The organism is Megasphaera jansseni, from assembly GCF_047974155.1.
Taxonomy (GTDB): domain Bacteria; phylum Bacillota; class Negativicutes; order Veillonellales; family Megasphaeraceae; genus Megasphaera.
In genome coordinates, this window is the sequence record NZ_JBHYRR010000006.1 from 1 (window position 1) to 23,796 (window position 23,796).

The 23,796-nt window shown below is 50.6% G+C and carries 13 protein-coding genes and 4 tRNA genes; 2 read left to right on the forward strand and 15 right to left on the reverse strand.

All coding sequences use genetic code 11. The features are described from left to right. Positions 1-133 precede the first annotated feature (133 nt). The 3 genes from ACE418_RS03370 to ACE418_RS03380 all read right to left on the reverse strand — a co-directional run bounded on the left by ACE418_RS03370 (position 134) and on the right by ACE418_RS03380 (position 4,144). Positions 134-1,540 carry an alanine/glycine:cation symporter family protein gene (locus ACE418_RS03370; RefSeq protein ID WP_416449313.1) on the reverse strand — a complete coding sequence of 469 codons (1,407 nt, stop codon included), beginning with the start codon at positions 1,538-1,540 and terminating at the stop codon, positions 134-136. 228 nt (positions 1,541-1,768) lie between these two features. Continuing rightward, on the reverse strand, positions 1,769-2,971 hold the full coding sequence (gene dpaL / locus ACE418_RS03375; protein ID WP_416449315.1) for a diaminopropionate ammonia-lyase: 1,203 nt from the start codon (positions 2,969-2,971) through the stop codon (positions 1,769-1,771). Between the two features lie 12 nt (positions 2,972-2,983). After that, positions 2,984-4,144, reverse strand: a complete 1,161-nt coding sequence (locus ACE418_RS03380) for a M20 aminoacylase family protein (RefSeq protein WP_416449317.1) — start codon at positions 4,142-4,144, stop codon at positions 2,984-2,986. Between the two features lie 194 nt (positions 4,145-4,338). Here ACE418_RS03380 and ACE418_RS03385 point away from each other — a divergent pair, with 194 nt between their 5' ends. After that, the gene (locus ACE418_RS03385; RefSeq protein WP_416449319.1) at positions 4,339-5,247 is read left to right on the forward strand and encodes an AraC family transcriptional regulator; all 909 of its coding nucleotides are present in this window, start codon (positions 4,339-4,341) and stop codon (positions 5,245-5,247) included. Positions 5,248-5,347: 100 nt separating this feature from the next. Here ACE418_RS03385 and ACE418_RS03390 read toward each other — a convergent pair whose 3' ends face one another. The 5 genes from ACE418_RS03390 to ACE418_RS03410 all read right to left on the reverse strand — a co-directional run bounded on the left by ACE418_RS03390 (position 5,348) and on the right by ACE418_RS03410 (position 7,134). Further along, positions 5,348-6,574, reverse strand: a complete 1,227-nt coding sequence (locus ACE418_RS03390; protein ID WP_416449320.1) for a Zn-dependent hydrolase — start codon at positions 6,572-6,574, stop codon at positions 5,348-5,350. Between the two features lie 230 nt (positions 6,575-6,804). Continuing rightward, positions 6,805-6,879, reverse strand: a tRNA-Arg gene (locus ACE418_RS03395). A 7-nt stretch (positions 6,880-6,886) separates the two neighbouring features. Then, positions 6,887-6,963: transfer RNA gene (locus tag ACE418_RS03400), tRNA-Arg, on the reverse strand. 8 nt (positions 6,964-6,971) lie between these two features. Then, positions 6,972-7,045, reverse strand: a tRNA-Gly gene (locus ACE418_RS03405). A 12-nt stretch (positions 7,046-7,057) separates the two neighbouring features. Beyond that, a tRNA-Pro gene (locus ACE418_RS03410) sits at positions 7,058-7,134 on the reverse strand. Between the two features lie 120 nt (positions 7,135-7,254). Between ACE418_RS03410 and ACE418_RS03415 the strand changes: the two genes are divergently transcribed. Next, positions 7,255-7,992, forward strand: coding sequence for a type I 3-dehydroquinate dehydratase (locus tag ACE418_RS03415; protein ID WP_416449322.1), 738 nt, complete (start codon positions 7,255-7,257; stop codon positions 7,990-7,992). Between the two features lie 185 nt (positions 7,993-8,177). Here ACE418_RS03415 and gatB read toward each other — a convergent pair whose 3' ends face one another. From gatB to ACE418_RS03450, 7 genes are all read right to left on the reverse strand, one after another. Then, positions 8,178-9,617: an Asp-tRNA(Asn)/Glu-tRNA(Gln) amidotransferase subunit GatB gene (gatB, locus tag ACE418_RS03420; protein ID WP_298677117.1), complete on the reverse strand. Its 1,440-nt coding sequence runs from the start codon at positions 9,615-9,617 to the stop codon at positions 8,178-8,180. Then, complete coding sequence (gatA, locus tag ACE418_RS03425) at positions 9,618-11,075, reverse strand: Asp-tRNA(Asn)/Glu-tRNA(Gln) amidotransferase subunit GatA (protein ID WP_416449324.1); 1,458 nt, start codon at positions 11,073-11,075, stop codon at positions 9,618-9,620. 15 nt (positions 11,076-11,090) lie between these two features. After that, positions 11,091-11,381, reverse strand: a complete 291-nt coding sequence (gatC, locus tag ACE418_RS03430) for an Asp-tRNA(Asn)/Glu-tRNA(Gln) amidotransferase subunit GatC (protein WP_416449326.1) — start codon at positions 11,379-11,381, stop codon at positions 11,091-11,093. A 297-nt stretch (positions 11,382-11,678) separates the two neighbouring features. After that, complete coding sequence (locus ACE418_RS03435; RefSeq protein ID WP_416449328.1) at positions 11,679-19,436, reverse strand: two-partner secretion domain-containing protein; 7,758 nt, start codon at positions 19,434-19,436, stop codon at positions 11,679-11,681. A 72-nt stretch (positions 19,437-19,508) separates the two neighbouring features. Next, positions 19,509-21,323, reverse strand: coding sequence for a ShlB/FhaC/HecB family hemolysin secretion/activation protein (locus ACE418_RS03440; protein ID WP_416449330.1), 1,815 nt, complete (start codon positions 21,321-21,323; stop codon positions 19,509-19,511). A gap of 417 nt (positions 21,324-21,740) precedes the next feature. Further along, the gene (locus ACE418_RS03445) at positions 21,741-22,370 is read right to left on the reverse strand and encodes a precorrin-8X methylmutase (protein WP_416449331.1); all 630 of its coding nucleotides are present in this window, start codon (positions 22,368-22,370) and stop codon (positions 21,741-21,743) included. After that, complete coding sequence (locus tag ACE418_RS03450; RefSeq protein ID WP_416449332.1) at positions 22,360-23,766, reverse strand: cobyrinate a,c-diamide synthase; 1,407 nt, start codon at positions 23,764-23,766, stop codon at positions 22,360-22,362. The genes ACE418_RS03445 and ACE418_RS03450 overlap by 11 nt, the downstream gene beginning before the upstream one ends. Positions 23,767-23,796 lie beyond the last annotated feature (30 nt).

The following is a 23,796-nucleotide window of genomic DNA, read 5'->3' on the forward strand; positions in this document are numbered from 1 at the left end:
TTGTCGTATGGGATTAAAAATATCAATCCATCGCGATGAACGATGAACTACGAACGAAAAACTTTTAAGTTAAAGGGACCGCGCATGATGGCAGAAGCCTTCATGCGACAGTCCCTTTTTAAGTGGCTAGCAGTTAGTGGCTGCATTTCTTGGCATTATACTGATCAATGACGCTGATATCGTAGTTCCATTCTGGATGCGGATTCGTTTTTCTTTTTTCTTCATAGTCTTGCAATACAAACGCCACATATTTAGAAAGACAGACTAAGGCAATGATATTGAAAAATACCATAAACGCAGTGGCGAAATCGGCTAATTCCCAGAGCGACGGTACGGGCATGATGGCTCCGAAAACAATAAGGAAACAACTGAAAATACGCCAGCCGTTAATCATCTTTTTGCCGCCTTTCGGGAACAGCCAGCTCAAATTGACTTCGCCATAATAGATGTCGGCCAGCAGTGTCGTATAGCCAAACAAGAACATGGCAAAGAATACGATCCATCGTCCCCAATCGCCAAAGGATGCGGCAAAGGCAGCCTGCGTAAGCTGGATACCGGTGAAACCCAAGCCTAATTGGTCAGAAATCAAGATGCAAAAAGCCGTACAACTACAGACAACGATGGTCGTCGTAAAGCATCCCAGCATCCCGTTCAACCCCTGATTAACCGGATGTTTTACATTGGCAGCAGCATGCATGCTCGGCGTCGTACCATTGCCGGCATCATTGCTGAACAGGCCGCGGGCCACCCCATAGCGAAAAGCCTGCTGTACCGTGAAACCAGCTACCCCACCGCCAACTTGACCGATGCCAAACGCCGAATCAATAATTAATCGGAGAACGGTAAAGAAGTAATCAAAGTGCGTAACAATCACGAACAATGCCAGCACCAGGTAGAGAAAGGCCATGAACGGCACAATGTACGACGCTACCTCCGATAAGCGCTTGATACCACCAAAGATAACGGCTGCGACTAATACCATGACACAAGCACCGGCCATGCCAGGATGCACGGGAAGGATACCTGTAACAGAGACCGAAATAGAATTGCTCTGAATCATGACGTAAATACAGCCGATACCTACGATGAGAGAAATAGAAAACAACGCAGCCAGCCATTTGCTGTGCAGGCCTTTTTCTATATAATAGGCCGGACCGCCACGATAGGTACCATCTTCATTCTTCTCGCGGAATACCTGCCCCAGGACGGCTTCACTAAAGATAATCGGCATGCCGAAGACTGAAGTAACCCACATCCAGAAGATTGCCCCTGGGCCACCGGAAGCCAAGGCCGTTGCAACGCCGACCAGGCTGCCTGTACCCACTTCCGAACCGACTGCCGCACAGAGTGCGCCAAATCCAGAAACCCCATTTTTCCCTGAATTCTTGCTGCTCAAATTAGAAATCAATTTAGGAAAATAGCGGATTTGCGGCATTTTCAATCGTATGGTGATAAAAACGCCGAAGCCTAATAAAATTCCGGCCACCAGCCAACCCCAAAAGATAGCATTGATACTCTTAATAATGGCAATGAATTCCATAATACACACACCTTTCTTTAGCTATTTAAAAATTCTCAACGTGAATATCTTTAATGCAATTATAGTATTTCAGGCAGTCATAAAATATATAATAAATGGCCAAAAATATAACTATATTGATTTATTTCCTAATATAAATAAAGATAGCGTTGCCAATGAAAATACATTAGCAACGCTATTTTAAGCCAAAAAGGAGTGTGTTAAATGATAGAAGAAAATATAATTATATTAAAAGCTGGGAAACAACCCGTCCCAAACGATGCGACGATAATTTTCTTTATCCGTATCGCCTTCTGTAGAGAAACAAAGTATGTCCGACTGTTCCGTGATCTGGAGTTGTTCCCGTAATTCGCGAAGGCTGGGATTTTGCAACAGTTCGGCCACAAAACCCGTCGTAACGGCCCCGCTTTCGCCGGAGATGACTCTCGGATCATCCCCCATGGGGTTGCCTAAGACGCGCATCCCCTTAGCGGCAACCCAATCCGGGACAGAAACGAAGTGATCGGCATGGTCTTTTAAGATATCCCAGCCAATCGTACACGGCTCACCACAGCAGAGACCGGCCATAATAGAATCCATATCCCCTTTGACGACATGGAGTGTACCGTCATTAGCCGCTGCCGTACGATAAATGCAATCGGCCTTATTGGGTTCGACAATCGTTATGATAGGCCGCTTGTCATCGCCATATACGGAAGAGAAAAAACCAGTAAGCGCACCGGACATCGCACCTACGCCGGCTTGAAGGAAAATATGGGTAAGGGGCTCGTGCCGCAATTGCTGATAGGCTTCGTAGGCCATCGTCATATAGCCTTGCATAATCCACCCCGGGATTTCTGTATACCCGTCCCAGGCCGTATCCTGAACAAATACCCAGCCGTTGGCTTCCGCCTGTTTGGCTGCAAAACGCACGGTATCATCGTAGTTAAGGTCCGTAATCGAAGCTTCAGCGCCCAGTTTCTGGATATTATGAAGCCGCTCTTCGGCACTGCCTTTCGGCATATAGATGACGGCCTTCTGCCCCAGACGATTCGCCGTCCAGGCAATGCCGCGCCCATGGTTGCCATCGGTCGCCGTAACAAACGTCAAGGGTCCTAATTTTTCTTTAATGGCAGGCGAAGTAATTTTTTCATAGGACAGTTCGCTGATGTCAACGCCTAATTTTTTGGCAATATAACTGGCGATGCAAAAACTGCCCCCCAAACCCTTAAAAGCATTCAGGCCAAAACGATAACTTTCGTCTTTGACATGAATACGCTGGACGCCCAAACAGGCTGCCAGATTTTTTAAATCAGCCAGCGGCGTTTCCTGATAATCGGGAAAACTTTGATGAAATGCCTGTACTTTTTGAGCCACGGCCAGGCTGAATGACGAGGTATCCGACAAGGTACCTTGATGATCGAGATGAACCGCTTTAATCGTTTCCTGCATGATGATATCCTCCTATTGCAAACGGATTTTGACGATTTCTGCCAAGATGGCGGCACCGGTCGTCAAAATCGAATCATTATAGTTGAAGTTGGGATTGTGAAGCATCGTATTTTCCGAAGGAACGGCAGAGGGACCACTGCCGAGGAAGAAATAGGCCCCTGGAATATGTTCCAGGAAATGGGCAAAATCTTCAGAAATCGTCGATGGCTCACACGAAGCATCGACATTTTCTGCCCCTACGATGCGGCGGGCTGCCTGCGCGACGATGTCCGCTTGTTCAGCCGTATTCAGCGTAGGTGCAAATTCATGGGTATATGAGAAATCACAACCGGCGCCATTCAATTCACAAGTCTTTTCGCAAATCACCCGCATCCTGTCTTCGATGAGTTGCTGCATCGCCGGCGAATAGCTGCGGGTATCCCCCAGAAGGGTTACATGAGACGGAATGGCATTATGAGCGCCATCGGTAAACAATTCGGTACACGATACGACGACCGGCTGCAGGGGATCGGCGGATCGGGAGGCAATCGTCTGGAGCTGCATAATGATTTCTGCTGCCGTGACTAACGGGTCGATGCCCATATGCGGGCTCGAAGCATGGGCCCCCTTGCCGTGAATCTGTATGGTAAAGTTATCTTCACTGGCCATGATACCCCCGGCCCGGACGTGTACTTTACCGGCCTGGATTGCCGGCATATTATGTAGTCCATAGATTTCGTCCATGGGAAAATGTTCCAGCAATCCGTCGTTTAACATGGCCTGAGCCCCCTTGCCCGGTTCTTCTGCCGGTTGGAAGACAAACCGGACGGTCCCATTGAAATCGTTAGCTTGTGACAACAGCCAGGCTGCCCCTAACAGCTGCGTCATATGGCCATCGTGACCACAAGCGTGCATACAGCCGGGATGCCGGGATTTCCAATCCGATTCCCCCTGTTCTTCGATAGGATTCGCATCCATATCGCTGCGCAGGCCAATACAACGTCCCCCATTCCCGGCCTTTAAAGTGCCGACCACGCCGGTCTTGCCAATATGAGTGGCAACGTCTATCCCCATCTGTTCCAATTGGTCAGCAATAAATGCCGCCGTTTGTGTTTCGTTAAATGCCGTTTCTGGATATTGATGGAAATGGTGCCGCCAAATTACGAGTTGTTGTTCAAAATTCTTTCTATTCATCCTATCACTCCCCTGTGTCCCAGATGATAGTATAATCTGTTGTCAATTACATTATATTGATATTCACGTCGTCAATATACGAATATATAAGACAAAAATATCGCTATTTTGATGGATTTTCTTGTCTTTTCTATATTATCCTCTTATAATGGATTATAATCGTTGGTTTATATACAGGAAGTGAAGGGAAAGTTATGCAAATATTTGATATTCCGATTGATAAGACACAAAAAGAAGCTACCCGCCATGGCAGTTTCACTTTTCCTGTCGGCATCTATGAAACACAGCTGGATTTGAATGTACTCGGCTACGTCAATTGGCACTGGCATGATGAAATGCAATATGCTTATGTCACGGTAGGAACGGTTTCTTTCTATGTCAACCGGACTAAAATAACTTTAAAACAAGGGCAAGGTATTTTTATTAACAGCGGCGTCTTACACATGGCCAAGGCGGCAGGCCGTCCCGATTCCACCTATGTATGCATCGATGTCCATCCCACATTATTACGAGGTTATCCGGGAAATGCCGTTGACCAGAAATACATCCGGCCCTACCTAAAAAATGAACAGTTTACGTACTGCGTATTTCAGGATGCTCAGCCGGATGAACGAAAACTGCTGGAACACCTGCAGGAAATATTTAAAGAATACTCTCGCCAGGAACGCGGCTATGAATATAAAATCTATGTCCATCTCCTCATCATCTGGTGGGAATTGATTCACCTTTCCGTTCCCGAAGTCGACACCAGTCCCGTTTCCAGTACCGATAATGAGCGCCTGAAAACATTGCTCTCCTATATCCAGGAACATTATAAGGAAAAATTGACTTTACAAGAATGTGCCAACTCGATTGGCCTTTGTACCAGTGAATGTTGCCGTTTTTTCAAGCGTTCCATGAATTGCACTATTTTTACGTACCTCACCAACTATCGCATCGAGCAGAGCATCTCCACGCTACTTTCAACCACTAAATCGATCAGTGAAGTGGCGTATGACAACGGTTTTAGTTCAACCAGTTATTTTATCGACAAATTCCATAAAAAAACAGGCCGCACTCCGTTGGAATTTCGTAAAAATCATAACAAGGGCTATTACCTATAACGCGAAAAGGCTGCCGTCGCATAACCCATTCGTTCCTGCGTCGGCAGTCTTTTCGTTTCTACTCTATTATTCTACTATACACTTTGAGGAAGGTTTCACCTTATTTCGCAGCCAGTTCTGCCAGGACGTCCAGTAATACAGCCGCCCCATGGCAGATATCTTCATCCTTCGTGAATTCGTCCGGGTTATGGCTGATGCCATGGACACTGGGAACAAAAATCATGGCCGTCGGGCAAATGCGAGCAATCATCTGTGCATCCTGCCCTGCTCCTGAAGTCATGCGTTTGACAGAAAAGCCATGATTTTCAGCTACTTTTTCTATGAGCCGGCAAATCGTTTCATCAAAATCTACCGGATCAAAACAGGTCATCTGCTGTGTCGTAATCTGGACATGGTCTTCGCTAGCGACCTGTTTGATATAATCTGCCAGTTTCTTTTCATCGCTATCGAGTTTTTCTTTATTCGGATTGCGCAGATCTACGGTAAAGACGGCTTTAGACGGAATGACATTGACGGCATTCGGTTTGAATTCCATAGTCCCTACGGTAGCCATGCCGCCAGACTTTTCTACCAGTTCCCGCGCAAATACATTGATACGGGCAGCGGCCAGACCGGCGTCGGCACGGAGCTTCGTCGGAGTGGTACCCGCATGGTTGGCCATCCCTTCAATGGTTACGCGCTGCCAATGGATGCCCTGTAAATTTTCTACGGCACCGATGCTGATGCCTTCTATATCCATGATAGGGCCTTGTTCTACGTGAAGTTCTACAAACGCTTCGGGCTTCAGAAATCCCGGTTCTACGGTACCGGCATAGCCGATGCGTTTTAATTCTTCCCCCAGTATCGTCCCGTCAGTACCGACCGACGCTAAGGCATCTTTTGTCGACATGCCTCCGGCATAGACCAGAGAGCCCATCATATCGGGAGAATAACGGACCCCTTCTTCATTGGTAAAAGCACCTACTACCAGGGGATGTTTCGTCTTTACGCCGGCTTCTTTCATCGCCTGGATGACTTCGATGCCGGAAATGACGCCGAGGCAGCCATCGTATCGGCCGGCATTGATGACGGTATCAATATGGGACCCCGTCATAACGGGCTTTTCATTTTTATTTTCTTCGGTTTCCCAAATGCCAAAAATATTGCCGATATAGTCGACGACGACCTTAAGGCCTGCTTCCTTCATCCAGCTGACGACCAAATCGCGTCCCTGTTTTTCCGTATCCGAAGCGGCCAAGCGAGTACGCCGTCCCTGTTCATCAATGCCTACCTGGCCTAATTCGTGGATACGGCTGATAATCTTTTGTCCATTAACTTGTATCTGCATGATATCTGCTCCTCTCTGAACCAACTCTTTGCAATTCCTTTTGATGGCTTAATTATAAAAAAAAATAGGAGCCGGAGATATACGAAAGAAGGACAAAAATATCATTATATTGAGAAACCATCAACGGCTCACGGTCGGCCCTTCATCTGTCAGATACCGTATCTTCAAAAAAAAAAATCCCGTCAGCCTGCCGCTGACGGGAGAAACCGAGGGTTCGGTTAAATTCAATATGGTGCGCCTAGAAGGATTCGAACCTTCGCACCCGGTTCCGGAGACCGGTGCTCTATCCCCTGAGCTATAGGCGCAAGTAAGTGGTGACCCAGTAGGGATTCGAACCCTAGACCCACAGCTTAGAAGGCTGTTGCTCTATCCAGCTGAGCTACTGAGTCTCAAAAAATGGAGCGGGTGATGGGAATCGAACCCACATAACCAGCTTGGAAGGCTGGCGCTCTACCACTGAGCTACACCCGCATCGGTCGGTAATGGTCGGAGCAGCAGGATTTGAACCTGCGACCCCCTGGTCCCAAGCCAGGTGCGCTACCAAACTGCGCTATGCCCCGCCAACAAAAAATATTATACAAGAAACGAGATGATTTGTCAACGTTTTTTTGTAACCATTGCCAACAAGTCATATTCCGAGTACAATAAAGGTAATACGACTTATTAGGAGGTAATAATGTATGCCTAGTGCAATGAGTATTCATTTTGAATCGGATCATCCTTTCATCGCCGTTCCCTTGGAATGTGAAACTATCGAAGATTTGCAGGACCGGATCGACGAAATCTTAAAGAAACCTTATGATATGATTGCCTTTGATGCCGGCTGTTTCAATGGCACCATCAATTTGTCCCAGCTCTGGAATGCCCTGCTGTTCATCGCCCGTGATGCCGAACAGCCGTCGGTCCTCTTCTCGTGCGATAAGAGCAAATTGCCGGAAATGTATCAGACCGACAACGACTACGCGACGATCCTGCGCTTTGCCATCCGCTCGGCCCTCATCGATGCCGTCAAAATCGAAGGCAGCCTCGACGAAGATGACATCGATGATATCGCCGGCCAGGCCGTCGACCTGGGCAGCGTCCCTATCATCGTCATCCGCGCCGACCAGGGTGCCAAGGCGGACGAATTAGTCCAGAAAATGGAAAGCCGCTGGGACCTGGAAGCCAAGACCTTTGAACTGGCTGTCCCCGTTAAAACGCAGGAAGATATCCAGGCTCTGGAAGATGCGGCTAAAGCCTTCCATGAAGCCCACCACGACGCAACGGTCATTCCGCATCCCATCGGCAAAATCGCCAAAGAAGCGATGCTCCAGGGCCAGACCTTCGGCGCGCCCCTGCTCTACACGACAGACGGCGAAGAAACGGAAACCCTGCCGACCAGCACGGCTATCCATAAACTGCTCCATCCGGAAGAATAATAGAAAAAAGGGGCTGTCGCACGAAGGTTTTTGCCATCATGCGAGGCCCCTTCAACTTAAAAGTTTTTCGTTCGTAGTTCATCGTTCATCGCGATGGATTGATATTTTTAATCCCATACGACAAACGATGAACGACCTACGATCAACGTAAAAAGAGGCTGTCTTAATGCGACAGCCTCTTTTTCCTACTGCAAATTCTTGGTCAACAGCTGGTTGACGACGCCGGGGTTAGCCCGGCCTTTTGTTTCTTTCATGATCTGGCCGACGAGGAAGCCGATGGCTTTCTTCTTGCCGGCTTTGTAGTCAGCGACAGACTGCGGGTTGGCAGCGATGACTTTCTTGACCATGTCTTCCAGGGCACCGGTATCGGTAATCTGGACCAGGCCCTGTTCTTTGACGACGACATCCGCCGTTTTGCCGGATTTCCACATTTCCGGCAGGACTTTCTTGGCAATCTTGCCGGAGATGGTCCCTTTGGCGATGAGTTTCAACAGGCCGGCCAAATCAGCCGGTTTAACCGGCGAAGCGGAAATGTCGATGTTTTCTTCGTTCAGTTTCTTGGCGAATTCACCGAGCATCCAGTTGGCGGCTTCTTTGGCATCGACGCCTTCTTTGACGACGGCTTCAAAGTAATCGGCCGTCTGTTTTTCCAGGGTCAGCAAGTTGGCGTCGTATTCGGACAAGCCCAATTCATCCTGGAAGCGCTGGCAGCGTGCATCGGGCATTTCCGGCAGTTCCTGGCGGACCTGTTCAATATATTCCGGCGACACTTCGATAGGAATGAGGTCCGGTTCCGGGAAGTAACGATAGTCGCTGTCCCCTTCTTTGACACGCTGGAGGATGGTAATGCCCTTGGCTTCATCCCAGCCGCGCGTAGCCTGCTGGATGGTACCGCCTTCGTCGAGGATCTGAGCCTGACGGACGGCTTCGTATTCAATCCCCTTCTGAACGGCGCTGAAGGAGTTGATGTTCTTGATTTCCGTCTTGGTCCCTAATTTATCCGAACCGACGGGACGAACGGAGATATTGGCGTCACAGCGCATACTGCCTTCTTCGAGGCGGCAGTCGGAAACGCCGAGATACTGCATGATGGAACGCAGTTTTTCCAGATAGGCTCTGGCTTCGGCACCGCTGCGCAGTTCCGGTTCACCGACGATTTCCAGGAGCGGTACGCCTGTACGGTTATAGTCGACGCTGGTCGAATCAGAGTTCGCAATGCTGCCGCCGCTGTGGACGAGTTTGCCTGCGTCTTCTTCCATGTGGATACGGGTCAGGTGGATGCGGCGCTGTTTGCCGTCGACGTCGATGTCGATATAGCCGCCTTTACAAATCGGCAGGTCAAACTGGGACGTCTGGAAGTTCTTCGGCAAATCGGGATAGTAATAGTTCTTGCGGTCGAATTTGCTGAACGGCAGGATGTCGCAGTGCAAGGCCAGGCCGGCTTTGACAGCATAATGCAAAACTTCTTTATTGAGTACGGGCAGGACACCGGGCAGGCCCAGGCAGACCGGGCAGACGTGGGTATTCGGTTCGGCGCCGAATTCAGTGCTGCAGCCGCAGAAAATCTTAGTTTTCGTTTTTAATTCGACATGGACTTCCAAGCCGATAACGGATTCGTATTTCATCTAAATTTCAACCTCCCCCATGGGCGACGGCTTGCGAAGGTCCGTCCGATTCTGTTCAAACGTATAGGCTACGCGAAGCAGTGTGGCTTCGTCCAGGGCCTTGCCGATGAGCTGCATGCCGATGGGCAGGCCGTCTTTATAGCCGCAGGGAATGCTGAGGCCCGGCAGGCCGGCCAGGTTCAACGTGACCGTGCAGACGTCACCGAGATACATAGCCAGCGGATTACCGCTGTTCTGGCCAATCTTGAAGGCCGTATCCGGCGCCGTCGGCGTCAGCAGGACGTCGCATTTCTTCAGGGCTTCGTCGTAGTCCTGTTTAATCAGGGTACGGACTTTCATAGCCCGCAGGTAATAGGCATCGTAATAACCGGAACTGAGGACGTACGTACCGAGGAGGATACGGCGTTTGACTTCATCGCCGAAGCCTTCCGTACGGGTCTTGATGTACATGTCAACGATATCCTTGCCGTCGACGCGCATGCCAAAACCGACGCCGTCATAACGGGCCAGGTTGGAGCTGGCTTCGGCCGGCGCGATGATATAGTAAGCGGCAATGCCGTATTTCATGTGCGGCATGCTGACCGGTACGATTTCAGCACCGAGTTTCTTATACGTTTCGATAGCGTCTTCCAGGGCCTTGCGGCAGGTATCATCGAGGCCTTCGCCAAAGAATTCAGCAGGGACGCCGATTTTCATGCCCTTGACGTCATTGACCAAAGCCTGTTTATAATCTTTTTCGGCCTGCGGGATAGACGTCGAATCCTTGGCATCGTGGCCGGCAATGGCGTTGAGGACGATGGCGCAGTCGGCTACGTCATTGGTAAAGGTACCGATCTGGTCCAGCGACGAAGCAAAAGCGATGAGGCCATAACGGGAAATGAGGCCGTACGTCGGTTTAAGGCCAACGACACCGCAGTACGAAGCCGGCTGACGAACGGATCCGCCCGTATCCGAGCCGAGGGCCCAGACTGTTTCGCCCGAAGCGACAGCGGCAGCCGAACCGCCCGACGAACCGCCGGGGACGCAATCGAGGTTCCACGGGTTATGAGTCAGCTGGAAAGCCGAGTTTTCTGTCGAACTGCCCATGGCGAATTCGTCCATATTGGTCTTGCCCAGGCTGACATAATCAGCAGCCATCAATTTTTCGATGACCGTCGCATTGTACGGCGATGTAAAGTTTTCCAGCATCTTCGATGCACACGTAGCCTTCTGGCCTTTGATGCAGATGTTGTCCTTGATGGCACCGGGAATCCCGGCAAGGTCACTGATGGTTTCGCCAGCTGCGATTTTGGCATCGACAGCGGCAGCCGCTTCCAGGGCATAGTCGCGGTTATCCGACAAAAATGCCTGTACTTTCGGTTCTACTGTATCTTTATGTGCAAGAAAAGCCTTGGTCAATTCAACAGCCGATACGTCGCCGTTGACCAGTTTTTCATGCAGTTCATGGATAGTTAACATACATACGCCTCCCTGTTAATCCTGGATGACTTTCGGAACTTTAAAATAGCCATCAGCCTGTTCCGGCGCATTCTGAAGCGCTTTTTCATTGGCCAGCGACGGCTGGGGAACGTCGTCGCGCATGACGTTGGACATGGATACGGCATGGGCCGTCGGTTTGACATCGGTCACATTGACCTGGCTCAAGAGATCCATGTACGATAAAATGTCGTTCAGCTGTTTCCCGACCGTTTCCATCTGGTCTTCCTTGACTTCCAGGCGGGACAACAGTGCGATTTTCTTTATTTCTTCGGCACTGATTTTCATACTGACACTCCTTGCAGAAATTTTTAGCGTGACAAATCGTAACTGTTTGTCAAAATTCAACACATATATAATTTAATCACCTTTTGCCATATTTTGCAAGCCTCATCGCCTGTATATGCGATACCGTAGGGGCTCGCACGTGGCGAGCCCGTCAGCGAATCCGGTGCATAGTCGGGATTTATGACGGACGGCGCAGACTACAGGATGTGAACAGAGGCTGTCGCATGAAGACAGCCTCTGTTTGAGTATTAAGTTTGCAGTTTGTAGTTACTGGCCGCTAACGGCTAACCGCTAAGATCATACACTCATCGGCGTCATATAGATGTAGACCCCTTTGAGGTTGACCAGGTCGAGGCCCATCTGGGTATAGGCGACGTGGAGTGCCTGTTCCGAGAGGGCGACGTTCTTCAATTTATCACCGGCTTCAACGACTTGTTCCGCTGCCGGGTCGACGGGGATGACGCGGAGGACGACGCCGTTGTATTCCAAACGGAATGTACCTTGTCCATCGGGCGTCTTGAGGGACGTCATATACTTGCGGTCCTGTGTCGAAGTCTGATTCGGTTCCGGCATACGCATGCCTGTCGGCGACAAGATGACCGTCTGAGTCCTGCTTTCAATGCCATACGTCCCATACTGTTTGACTTGCCCTTCTCCATCGACGCGGAAGACTGGCAGGGCCGATTCCATCTTGTCCTGCGGACGGCGGGCGCCTTCGACGTAACGCGTCGTCTGGTCCGGCTTCTGAGGCTGGTCAAAGTGGATGACCGCCTGGCCGGTCGGATGGAAGACGTAGTTGCCGACCTGAGTCCCCTGCCCGTTATTATCGTAGACAGGCGTCCCATTGATGGTCGAATCGACCGTATAGTAATGGTCTTTCGAGCCCGGCGTATCCGGCAGGGCCTGACCGATGCCATAGCCACCGGTAACAGTTTCCCCATAAGGCAGCTGGCTGTTGATAGCCTCGCTGCTGCCCGGATGATTCGGGTCCGTCACCGTATAGATGATGTCATCAAAGGTAGAACCACTGCCGTCGACGTGGAAATAGACGTCTTTCGGCGTAATGGTCAGCTTGGCATTGCCGCCGGTGATGTCATAGTTCTTGAGGAAATCGCTGCCACTGACATTCGTCGTGAAATCGTAATCGCCGACATGATTAGTCCGCGTATTGTCATCCAAATAACCGCCACCGTAGTTACCGTAGTCATAGACCAGGTTCGTGTCGGTATCCCCATTCGTCAAGCCGGAAACAGTCGATGTCGTTTCCTTGACTGTACCATAATCAGTGGTCACATCGCCCGTCGTAATCGTGAGCGGTGCTTTCGTAATCGTTTCTTTCCCGGCGTTATGGACGATGGTATAATTCTTCAGTGTAGTGTCAGGACTTGTTTCAGCCGTATTATACGTCGTCGTGATGTCATAAGAACCAACATCATTGGTCCGCGACTGATTATCTACCAGTGCATCCGACGTATCCTGAATATTCAAATCCTTCAAAATCTGTTCCGGGTCATCGCCATTGACAGCGGCCGTCTTCAAGTCTCGGACTTGAGAAGCCTGGGTCAAATCGGCAATGACTCCGGCTACGTCGCCATAAGTTCTGCTATTGCCAGTCGTATCAATGTACAACGTAGCTGGATTGATGATGATTTTCCCAGTAATTGTAACATCATAGTTATTATAAGCATCGGTACCATCTTCGTGCTGGATACCGCCGCCACTATAACTCAAGGAATTATCGTATTCACCGACATCGGCTGTGGTCCGGCCATTGCGGTTCGTCTGATACGGCGTATCGCCTTCTGTGACAGCTATTTTAAAGCCATCGGTATCGATAGAATCCCCATTGACAAGGACTGGCGTCGAAATCTCCGCAAAATGCTGCGTACTATCGCCATACGTCTGCGTCATTTCATTGGTGACCGTAATGGCCTTCGGGGTCAACACTACATCCGAATCATGGATAGTAACATCGTAATCACCAAGGACAGCCTGATTGGCAACATCCAAAGCATAACTGCCATACGTACCATCATCGTTGCGGATGACGTCTGCGGTATGGTCATACAAACCGTCGCCATCTTTATCGGTATAGGCCCCTGTCGTGTAGGATAATTTCAAATGATTCAGTAAAGTATCCGCATCATCTCCATTGACGGCACCAGTAAAGGTCGATTGATAGTTCGTATCGACAGTGCCATATTCCGTCGTTTTTTCTGCTGTCGTGACCTCAGCCTTCGCTTTATTGACCGTAATCGTTCCCGGCGTATAAGACACATCGTAATTCTTCAAGCTGCCTTGCGGATCCGTAACAGAAGACCCAACTGTCAAATCATAGCCGATGATATGGCCATTGTCATCATAGCGTACATGGTTTGTCTTCGTTCCTTCATCGGCATAAGCATCCGTACTATACTGGAGCTGCAATTGATTTTTCAAATCGTCATTCGTATTGCCATTTACAGCACCCGATACAGTCGAATCGTACTGACCATATCGACTGACATCCCCATAAGTAATGTCAGAGCTGCCAGCTTCTACCGTCAGTTTAGCTTTATGGACGACAGACGCTGCACCATCTACGACAATCTGGTAGTTAGTCAAGGTCTTATCCGTAGTCCCACTGAGAGTGTAATTTCCAGCATCCTTGGTGACGATTCCTTGTGCTATATTGGCAGCATCGGTTTCAGCCCCGGTATTGGTGTAAGTGATGTCTCCATTGGTGATAGCCTTGGTCACTACATCTGTGCTGTCCCCGTTGGCCATGGTCAGCTTGCTGACATCGTAACCGTATTCACTGGTATCGAAAGCCGTACCATACGTGGTGGATACGTCGTTGAACTTCAGATGGATTTCTGCCTGATTGACCTTTGCCGTGCCTGTCAGCTTAGAGTTGACCTTATCGATTTCGTAGTTGACAGCCGTATCTCCGCTGAGAGTGAATTCTCCCGTCAAATCATAACTGCCCACATCCTGGGTCTTTACGCCGGGATTGTTGGCATCGGTTTTCATCCCACCGTTGGTGTAGGTGACGGAAATCCGGTTGTTTTCCACATCGTCCACCGTATCCCCGTTGACGTTGCCTTCCAGGGTATAGGTGTAAGGAGTCCAGGTATCAGAACCGTAAGTGGCACTGGTGTCCCCTACAGTGAGAGTCAGTTTCGCCTTTTCCACCGTGGAAGTACCGTTGTTGACGGTAACATTGTAGTCGCTGAGTGTACTGCTGGGCGTTCCCTCAAGGGCATAGGTCCCAGCATTCTGAGTCACGGCCCCTTTGGCAATCTTGTCCGCATCGGTGGCATCTCCGGTGTTGGTGTAGCTGAGGAAGCTGTCTCCCAATACGGTAGACCGAGTATCCCCGTTCACCAGCCCGTTGGCGGAATCGATGGTATAGCTGTAAGTATTGGGATCAAAGGCCGTGCCGTAAGTAGTGGATACATCCCCCACATTCAACACCAGTGGGGCCTTGTCCACGGTAATAGTGCCGCTGCCGGTGACCTCATAGTTGGCGGAAGCATCGCTGCCGTCGCTGGACTTTACCTCTGCACTGGAAGTCAGATATTGGTCTTCATATTTGCCTACATGGGCCGTATCGTTGCTGCCTTTGCTCGTGGCATAAGTGCCATCAGTGGAAATGGTATACTTGATATCGCTATCAGCCAGAGTATCTCCGTTTACCAGCTGGTTCTTGTCATAAGAAGGCGTCCCGCTCTTCACAGTGGTATTGCCATAGGTCTGGGTAGCATCGGTGCTGATATTCAATGTTTTCCGGGTGATTTCCACTTCCCCAGCATTGGCATCCTTGTCATACCCGTTTAGGGTCTTGACCCCATCCTGATAGGCCACATCCATCACATAAAAGGCTCTGTTACCATCGGTAGCAGTCTTGTATGCATCTGACCCTTCTACTTTTTCATTACCGTTGGTCCGGGTAGCCGTTGCGGCAGCGCCATCACTGGATACGCTGACCGTAGAGAGGCCCGTCTTCGTTCCGTCCGAACTGGTCACATAAGTCAGATAACTGGATTCATCGAAGTTTTTGAAGCTGGTTACATCGATGTCATTCCCGCTGGAATCCTTATAGGTAGCCTTAGAGGTCAGCGTGTCCGCCATCGTTTCTTCAGACAAGGTATCTCCATAGGTCTTGGAAGCATAGCCCCCGGAAATAGTAATCACCGGAGTCATCTGGAAGATGAACTTGTTGCTGCTGGTATCCGTATAGTCCGTCAGCGTTTTATTGGAACTGTTGGCAGTCACCGTGCTGTTGGCATCGGATTTGGCCGTCCACTGGGCATTGGTGCCGCTAATCAGATTGCTACCCAGGCTGGTACCATAGTCGCTGGGGGAATTCACATAGACCTGCCAGGTGCTGCCGGTGCCAGTGGTGATGGCAGATGTGCCGGTGGTGCTGTTTACCAGGGACCCCTGGCTGCCCTGAGCATCGATAACGACAGCACCCTTATCAGCGCTGGCAGCAGCCAGGGTGCCAGCGGTAGCATTCCCATTATAGTCCACACCGGCACCCAGTGTGATTCTACCTTTGTCTCCCGTAGAAGTAAGGCTGATTTTGCCGCCGCGGGTAGTTGTTGTTCCATCAGTATTAGAGACTGTATAGGTATTGGATGTAATCCCATGGACTTCGATATTACCGGCAGACTCAATAGTTACGCTATCCTTGTATTTATCATCCAGGGTAGTAGAAGTATCCGTTTCTTCGCTTTCGCCGGAATGGATTTCGCCGCCTACGGTGACACCATTTCCGGAAATGTACAGCCCATGGTCTACATATACAGTACCATGATAATAATCAGTAACGTTGTTATTGTCAGTTCCTACAGTCACAGCCCCGGTGCTTTCGATATTCACCGTATCCAGGGCCTTGGCCTTACCAATGTCTCCCTGGAGTTTGACTTCACCACTGCCGGCTTTGATATTCAAACTAGAATTAGCCAGGTTGGTTTCCTTTACAAAGCCAACAGTAGTAGCCCCGCCCATGGCTCCATCATCCCATTTGCCATGAGTACCATACCCTACGGTCAGGAATGGAGAACTGTTATCCGGCTGAGAACGGGTAACATCAACACGGTTCCCATCCGTAGCCTTTACCTTTTCAGACCAGGTATCCCAGTTCACAAAGCCATAGACGTTGCTTCCCTTGTTATACGTATAGGTCTTTCCATCACTGTCTAATGATACCGTACTCCAGTCAGAACCGGCATTGCTGTAGAACTGGGTTCCCTTTCCATTATTGGCTTCCCCTTCGGGCCCGGTAACCCAGTACATCCCATCCTGATAGGTTGGGTCATCGGGCATTCCCCAGTAAGAGTAGGGATACAGTTTATCGTTGTTTGTGGATCCCGTTTTATGCAATACACCGGATCCACGACCGCCAACCCAGAGATACTGCTGTCCGTTTGGTGTGGTCAAAGAGTTTTCCAGCACCGTTGTAATAGTAGCCAGATAGGAATCTCCCACAGCCGATTTACCGTTATTATACGTTTTCGTTTGCGGGTCGTACTTGGCCAGGTCTTCGGACACAAACCAATTGCTGGCAATAAGTTGCTTGATGTCATTGGTTAAATTCGTATAAGCGGTACTGCCATTACTCATTGTCGTAGTATCCGCACTGTTTTTCGCCAATATAAGGACACTGTCCGCCAAGCTTTGGATCTGTGCTTGTGTTAAAGCAGTAAATTTGCCTCCCACGTTATAACCTAACGCGTTATTATCTACTCCATTAACTTTAACAGAAGCTACCGTCAATGTATAGGAAGTACTCCCAACTGTAACAGTCGGGTTGGATGTCATATATCTGCTTAAAAAGCCAGCCGGATCTGAAACGGCCACATACTGTAAGTATTCTTTCGTAGACATTTTCCCTTCTGTAATAATTACAGAAGAATATCCCTTTCCCTTTGTTACACTGACAGCTGTCGAACTGCCGTCTCCCAGCCAGCGAATATTCTGGGTATCTGTTTCCTTGTCAAAGATGTAATGAGGCTCTCCATTGGAAAAGTCCGCTGTATCCGTTGTCGTTTTATAGCTGCCATCTTCATTCTTCGCATAGGTGCCATCTGAATTTTTCACATAGTTAACACCTTGGTAATGATAAGCCGGAACCGTATCAGAAGTCAGATATTCATTGACTTTATCAGCTGTGAGCTCATCCCAGGTAGTAGTGCCATAGACATAGGCACCATAGCTGTTACCGGAGTTTATGATTCCCGTAACAGTAATATCACCTTTAGTCCCATTTGTATTACTGGAATCAAGGGTCAAGGTGCCACCGTTAAGGCCGATGGCCACTTCCCCATTAAGCGTTATTTTTCCGCCATTGGTCTGGATCAGCCGGTCATCCTTTGCCCCATCTGCTGTACCACTGCTATCCACATGACCAAAATAGGTACCGACCGTATGGCCTGCAGGATCAGCAGTGCCAGTAAGAGTTCCTTTGCCATATCCCTTGGTCTTTGCTGTATCGCTGGTATATTTCACCGTCCCGCCGGAAGCGGAGGTGAAATACCCTCCATTGGTCTTTATGTCCGCATTGATGATTACTGCCCCAATCTGATCCCCGTCGCTGTCTCCATTCAATACTACATTCAACTTGTTGGACTTGGATGTGATATTCCCATTGATAGTAATATTCCGCATCGCGTCCAGGGTAAAAGTGGCATCATCGCCTGCGGTCTTATCAATATCATTTTTGACGATGATATTAGCCGATCCATTGGTGGCTGCTGCCTGGATGGTCACATTGGTACCAGCATTCAGCATTTTTTCCACCATATCGGTAGAAATCCAGGTCACGGCGCTGTTCACGGAAGAGGCATTGGCGGTGGTGGCATCGGGGTCGTTGTAGTCGATGGAAGCACTGCCGCTGGTGAAATCAGAATCTGCAGCAGTTTTCTTTTCGGCGCCACTGTAATTATTTGTTCCCGTCGGGTCGCTGTCGGCAATGATGACATCCAGCGGGTCCAGCAGCCATTCGCCGGCTTTGCCATTGACGCCTTTAGCGTCGATATGGAGGTTGTCCCCCAAACTCAGCACGTCGCCAGAGGTTTCAATCTTACCGCCATCGACGTCACCGCGTGCCAGCAGATTGGTATTGTCATGGACGATGGTCTTTTGACCGATGACTTTGATATTTCCTGCATCCTGGCCTGCTTCGGTGCCGGAGGCGTCCAGGGTACCGCTCACTTCCACCTGGCCGTTATCGCCACCGTCGAGGAGGATCTGGCCATTTTCGTTTTTACGCAGGGTCTTGGCTTCGATAGTGCCGTTGTTGTTGACGACCGTGCTGAGGACGTCGCCAGCGCTCTTGGCCGTCATGACGACGTAGCCGCCGTCCGCTTTGAGGCTGCCGCTGTTGAGAGCCTGGGATTTAGCCAGTTCGCCGTCGACGGTGAAATTGAGTTTGTCGTCATCTGCTGCGGAAAGAGTCAGGTTCTTGGCTGCCGCCATGGCGATGGTGCCGCCTTCATTGGTAATGTTGCCTTTGTTTTCGACGTTGGCTGCATGAAGGGCCACGAGGCCGCCTTGGGCTTTGATCTGGCCTTCATTGATGACAGACGCCGTCGAGTCCTTATCCAAGCTCAGGCCCAGGCTGTCTTTCCCATTGCCAAAGTTCTTCATGGCTTCATCATTGAGGCGGGCCGTCGATGCGACCAGGCCGCCGACGTCGACGCTGGAATTTTTGGTAAAGACGACGCCGTTCGGATTGACCAGGACGACGTTGCCATTGGCATTGAGATTGCCGGCAATGACCGACTGCTGGCCGCCAGTGACGCGGTTCAGGGAAATGGCATTACGGTCAGGCTGGGCATAGCGGACCGTTTCGTCCTTGTCGATATCGAATTTCGTCCAGTCAATAGCCATGCGCTGGCTATTCTGCTGAATCGTCATATTTTTGCCATCCTGGCTGATAGAGCCCTGACCGGAACGGATGTCAGCACCGGAGGGCATCGCCTGGACAGCCGTGCCGCCTAAAGCCATGGCCAAGAAGACCATGACCGTCAGTTTTTGTGTCCATTGTTTTTTGCTGTAGTATTTCATATATATCAATTTCGTTCCTTTCTTATATAAGTCAAAAAAAACGAGTGTATATTTTGTACTATAAACTATCTTTTAGAAATAGAAGCCCGTGCGGATCCAGAAGTGGCCGTTCGTGTGGCTGCGGTCGCTGAGCGGTTCTTCAGCGCCCAGGGGCCATGCATAGTCCATGCGGACGAACCAGTCATCATAACGCTTCCAGATGAGGCCGACGCCGATACCCTGGAGGTTACGGTGGTTCTTGGCTCCGGGATTGATGCTGCTGTCCTTATTGATCCAGATGCCGCCGTGTTCGAGGTAGGCAGCCAGCTGGAGCTGCTGTTCGTGTTTCTTCAGCGGCAGGAGCCAGCGCAGTTCAGCTCTTGTCAAATAACCCGTATCGCCGGACGCTTCGCTAGTCGGGTAGGCTTTGACGCCATAGGGACCGCCCAGGGAGAAGTGTTCCGACGAATCGAGGTTGGAAAAGGCATATTGGCCCTGTGCTGTCAAGAGTAAATAGAGCCGTTCGTTGATATCCTGATGGCGTTCGATATAGCCCCGCAGCTTTTCATAGGTCCCGGCCGTGCGTGAGCTGTCTGCCAGCCACTGGTCATAGGGATTAGACGAATAGAGGGATTTATTGGTAATATGCCCCCATTTGTAATCGACGCGCCAATTCGTCGCGCCTGCCGTATCCTGGTCATCGCCATACAAGGAGAAAACGATGGCATTGCCAGTCTTATCGCCATAGGTTGCACCAAAGCGACGGTATTCGTCCTTGATCTGGCTGTGTTCATAACGGACGCCGGTATATAAATTATGACGGCGTCCGCGGTCGATGGCATAATCAAAGCCAAGGGATGCGACACGAGACTGGCCGACACCGTCTAAATAAGAATATTCGTCACCCAAATCGTAGCTGAGAACGTTATAGCCGACAGTCATCTTCAGGCCATCCTGAATGACGGGAATCGTGTAATTAGCTCCCCAGTCAAACATGTGACGGCCTGAAGTGGAAATCCCGGCTATTAAATGGTCGCCTTCATGGGCCAGGTTACGGAAATCGTAGTCGATACCGTATTCGTTATAACCCATGGAGCGGCTGCCGTAATTGTCCCCTGAAACGAGGCCGTGTTTGCTCTGATACGGTTCGACGTCGAGCAGGACGTGGACCGTCCCCGGTTCCGATCCGGGGCTGAGTGTGACTTTGGCATCGGCTTCGGCTAAATCCGACAGGAGCCAAACGGCGCGTTCCAGGTTAGTCCGGGTTACATAATCACCGGGCTTCATGAATTTCGTCTGCCGATACAACGCTTTATTGCTGATATGTTCGGTGTGATGCTGCCCATCCTGGCTCTTCTGGCCGGTATGGTTCTGGATGGTCACATCGTCGATGCGGCCGATGACAACATCATACGTGACGACGCCGTCGGTGACATCCTGTGCCGGCAGGTAAGCCTTGGCAATGAGGTAGCCGCGGCTGCGGAAGTAGTTGGTCAGCGTATCAGCTCCTTGCTGTAAATCGGCAAAGGTCAGGTCCTTGCCCTTCTTATCGGCCAAGAGGTCTTGTAATTTCTGGTCTTCGACGACGTCCTGACCGGTAATCTTGAATTCCTTGACCCTGACTTTCGTCGTCGTATCCCTATTCAAAGCCGGCTTCTGCCCTTCCTGGATCTGTACGGAGCCGCTGCCATTGGCCATCTGCGAAGCCGTCAATCGCTGGCGGTCGCGCCATTCGTTCTGGAGCATCCCGGCGTCCGGTTTACGCTGAGTCATTTCCTGCAAAGCCGTCCGCTGTGCATCCGTCGGCAGCTGTTCTGTCCCAGCTGCGCTGATACAGGCCGCCTGGGCTACCCCTAAAGCAGCCAAAGCCATCACTTTACAAATTCTCTTATTTTGGCTATTTTTCATCCACAATAACCCCCTAGTTCCCCATATTTCATCAGTTTTATCCAGTATACAAGATATAAGCACTCGATGATACATAATTTGATAGTAAACGATTAAATTGCGATGACACATCGTTTTACTTTGTGTCTATGCTATATTATATACAAATCATAGCTAAATGGCTACACTTTGCTTTGAAATTTATAGAAAAGTTTTAAGAAAAAGAGGTAAAAGTGTCAAAAAAAATAGTTATATCAAAAGATATAACATTCCAGAGCAGAAATCATTTACTTATAGGATATTTACTAAATTACTCATGAATATACGTTTTAATAAAAAAGGGCTGTCGCATGAAGACAGCCTCTTTGGGAGTTTGAAGTTGAAAGTTTGATGTTGGATGTGGATGTTTTTAAATTTAAAGCCATCGTGCGACAACCCCTACGACCTCGTCAAACGATAAATGAGGGCGTTGCAGATGGCAGCCGCGATGGTACTGCCCCCTTTCCGGCCTTTGGCGACGATGTAGGGAACGCCGGCTTCCATGATGACTTCTTTGGCATAGACGACGTTGACGAAGCCTACGGGAACGCCGATGACCAGGGCCGGTTTCATTTTGCCAGCATCGATGAGGTCCCGCAGGCGCAGGAGAGCCGTCGGCGCGTTGCCGACGGCGACGATGACCGGTCCTTCGAGCGCTGCGGCTTTATCCATGGAGGCCTGGGCCCGCGTCGTCCCCTGTTTCTTTGCCGCCGCAGCCACATCTTCATCGGCCATGAAGCAGACTTTACGGCAGCCCAGTTTCTTCAGGCCCGGCTGGCTGATGCCCATGCAGGCCATGTTGGTATCGGTCACGATAGTGCAGCCGGCTTTCAAGGCCGCTAGCGCCTGATCGACGGCGCCGGGGCTGAAACGCAGGTTGCGGACATAGTCAAAATCGGCGCTGGTGTGAACGACGCGCTTGATGATATCCTTTTCGTCAGGCGGCAGGATGATGTCGCCCAATTCATCTTCAATGATTTCCATACTGCGCCGTTCGATGTCGGCCGGTAAAATGTGTTCAATTTTCATGGTTTTCTTCCTTTCGATGGATGCAGGCTGCGACAAAGCGGGCGGCCCAGGCCGGTTTCCCTAAGAAATGGATGTGGGGATAGCCGCCGACGAAATGATCATGGGCCACGATGCAGGACCAATGGCGCTGGCTCCCGGCTTTATATGCCGTGAAATCACGGCCATTGCAGGTACTGTCGGAATAGTGGAATTCGTGAGCCGTCACCGTATCGCCAGCACAGCAGAGCAGGTTATCTTTTTCAGCCCTGAGCGTGACGTAACCAAAGCGCTTCAAAGATGAAGTCATGAAAGTTTCGCCAGGTACGGCGCCGACCCAGGGCCAGCGGTAATCCTGGTTGTCGCGAAAGGCCTGATGGAGGTACATGAATCCCCCACACTCGGCGATGCACGGCAGCCCGCTGGCTATGGCATGGCGCAGGGACGTCCGCATCGACGTGTTCCGGCTCAATGCCTGGGCGTAGAGTTCGGGATAGCCGCCGCCGAGATAGAGGCCGTCACAGGGTGGCAGTTCCCTGTCGTGGATGGGGCTGAAAAAAACGAGGTCTGCGCCGGCCTGCTGCAGGACCTGGAGGCTGTCTTCATAATAGAAGCAGAAAGCTTCGTCCCTGGCGACGGCTACGACGGCTCGTCCGGGAGACGAAACGGGAAACAGGCCGCGCCTATCGGGCACAGGGCGGGCCTGGCAGGCGCAGTCCAGAAGCTCGTCGATGGCCAGGCTTTTTTCCGCCTGAACCGCCAGTTTTCCCATCGTCTCCTGGAGATCTGCGATTTCTCCGGCCGTAACCAGTCCCAGATGACGGCTGGAAAAGGTGCAGTCCGGCATATCGGGGAAACAGCCCAAAGCTTTCAGGCCCGATGCCGCTTCCCAGGCTGCCTTGAAATGGTCATAGACCATGGGCTTGATGCGGTTGACGATGAAGCCAACGACATGGCTGTCGGCCCGGAAATCGGCCAGCCCTTTTACGACGGCGGCCAGCGACAAACCGGCGCCGCGGCCATCGACGACGAGGACGACGGGCGTATCGGTCGCAACGGCCAAGTCATAGGCACTGGCTTCACATCCCGTACCGACACCGTCATAATAGCCCATGGCCCCCTCCAGGATAGAAATATCAGCAGCTGCGCCATGGCGCGCCAAGCTGTACCGGGCGGCGTCCGCCCCGGTTTCCTGACGGCCGAAAAGAAAGAGGTCCAGGTTATACGACGGCGTATCCAGGACCTGGCGGTGAAACATGGGGTCGATATAATCGGGACCGCTCTTGAATGCTGCCGGCGACAGGCCGCGATGTTTAAGCGCCTGCAATAAGGCACAGACTACCGTCGTCTTGCCGCTGCCGCTGCTAGGGGCTGCCAGCATCAGGCGTGGAACCGGCGTTCCTTGTATCGATGAGGACATGAGAATCTCCTTTCGTGAATGTAGGGTCGC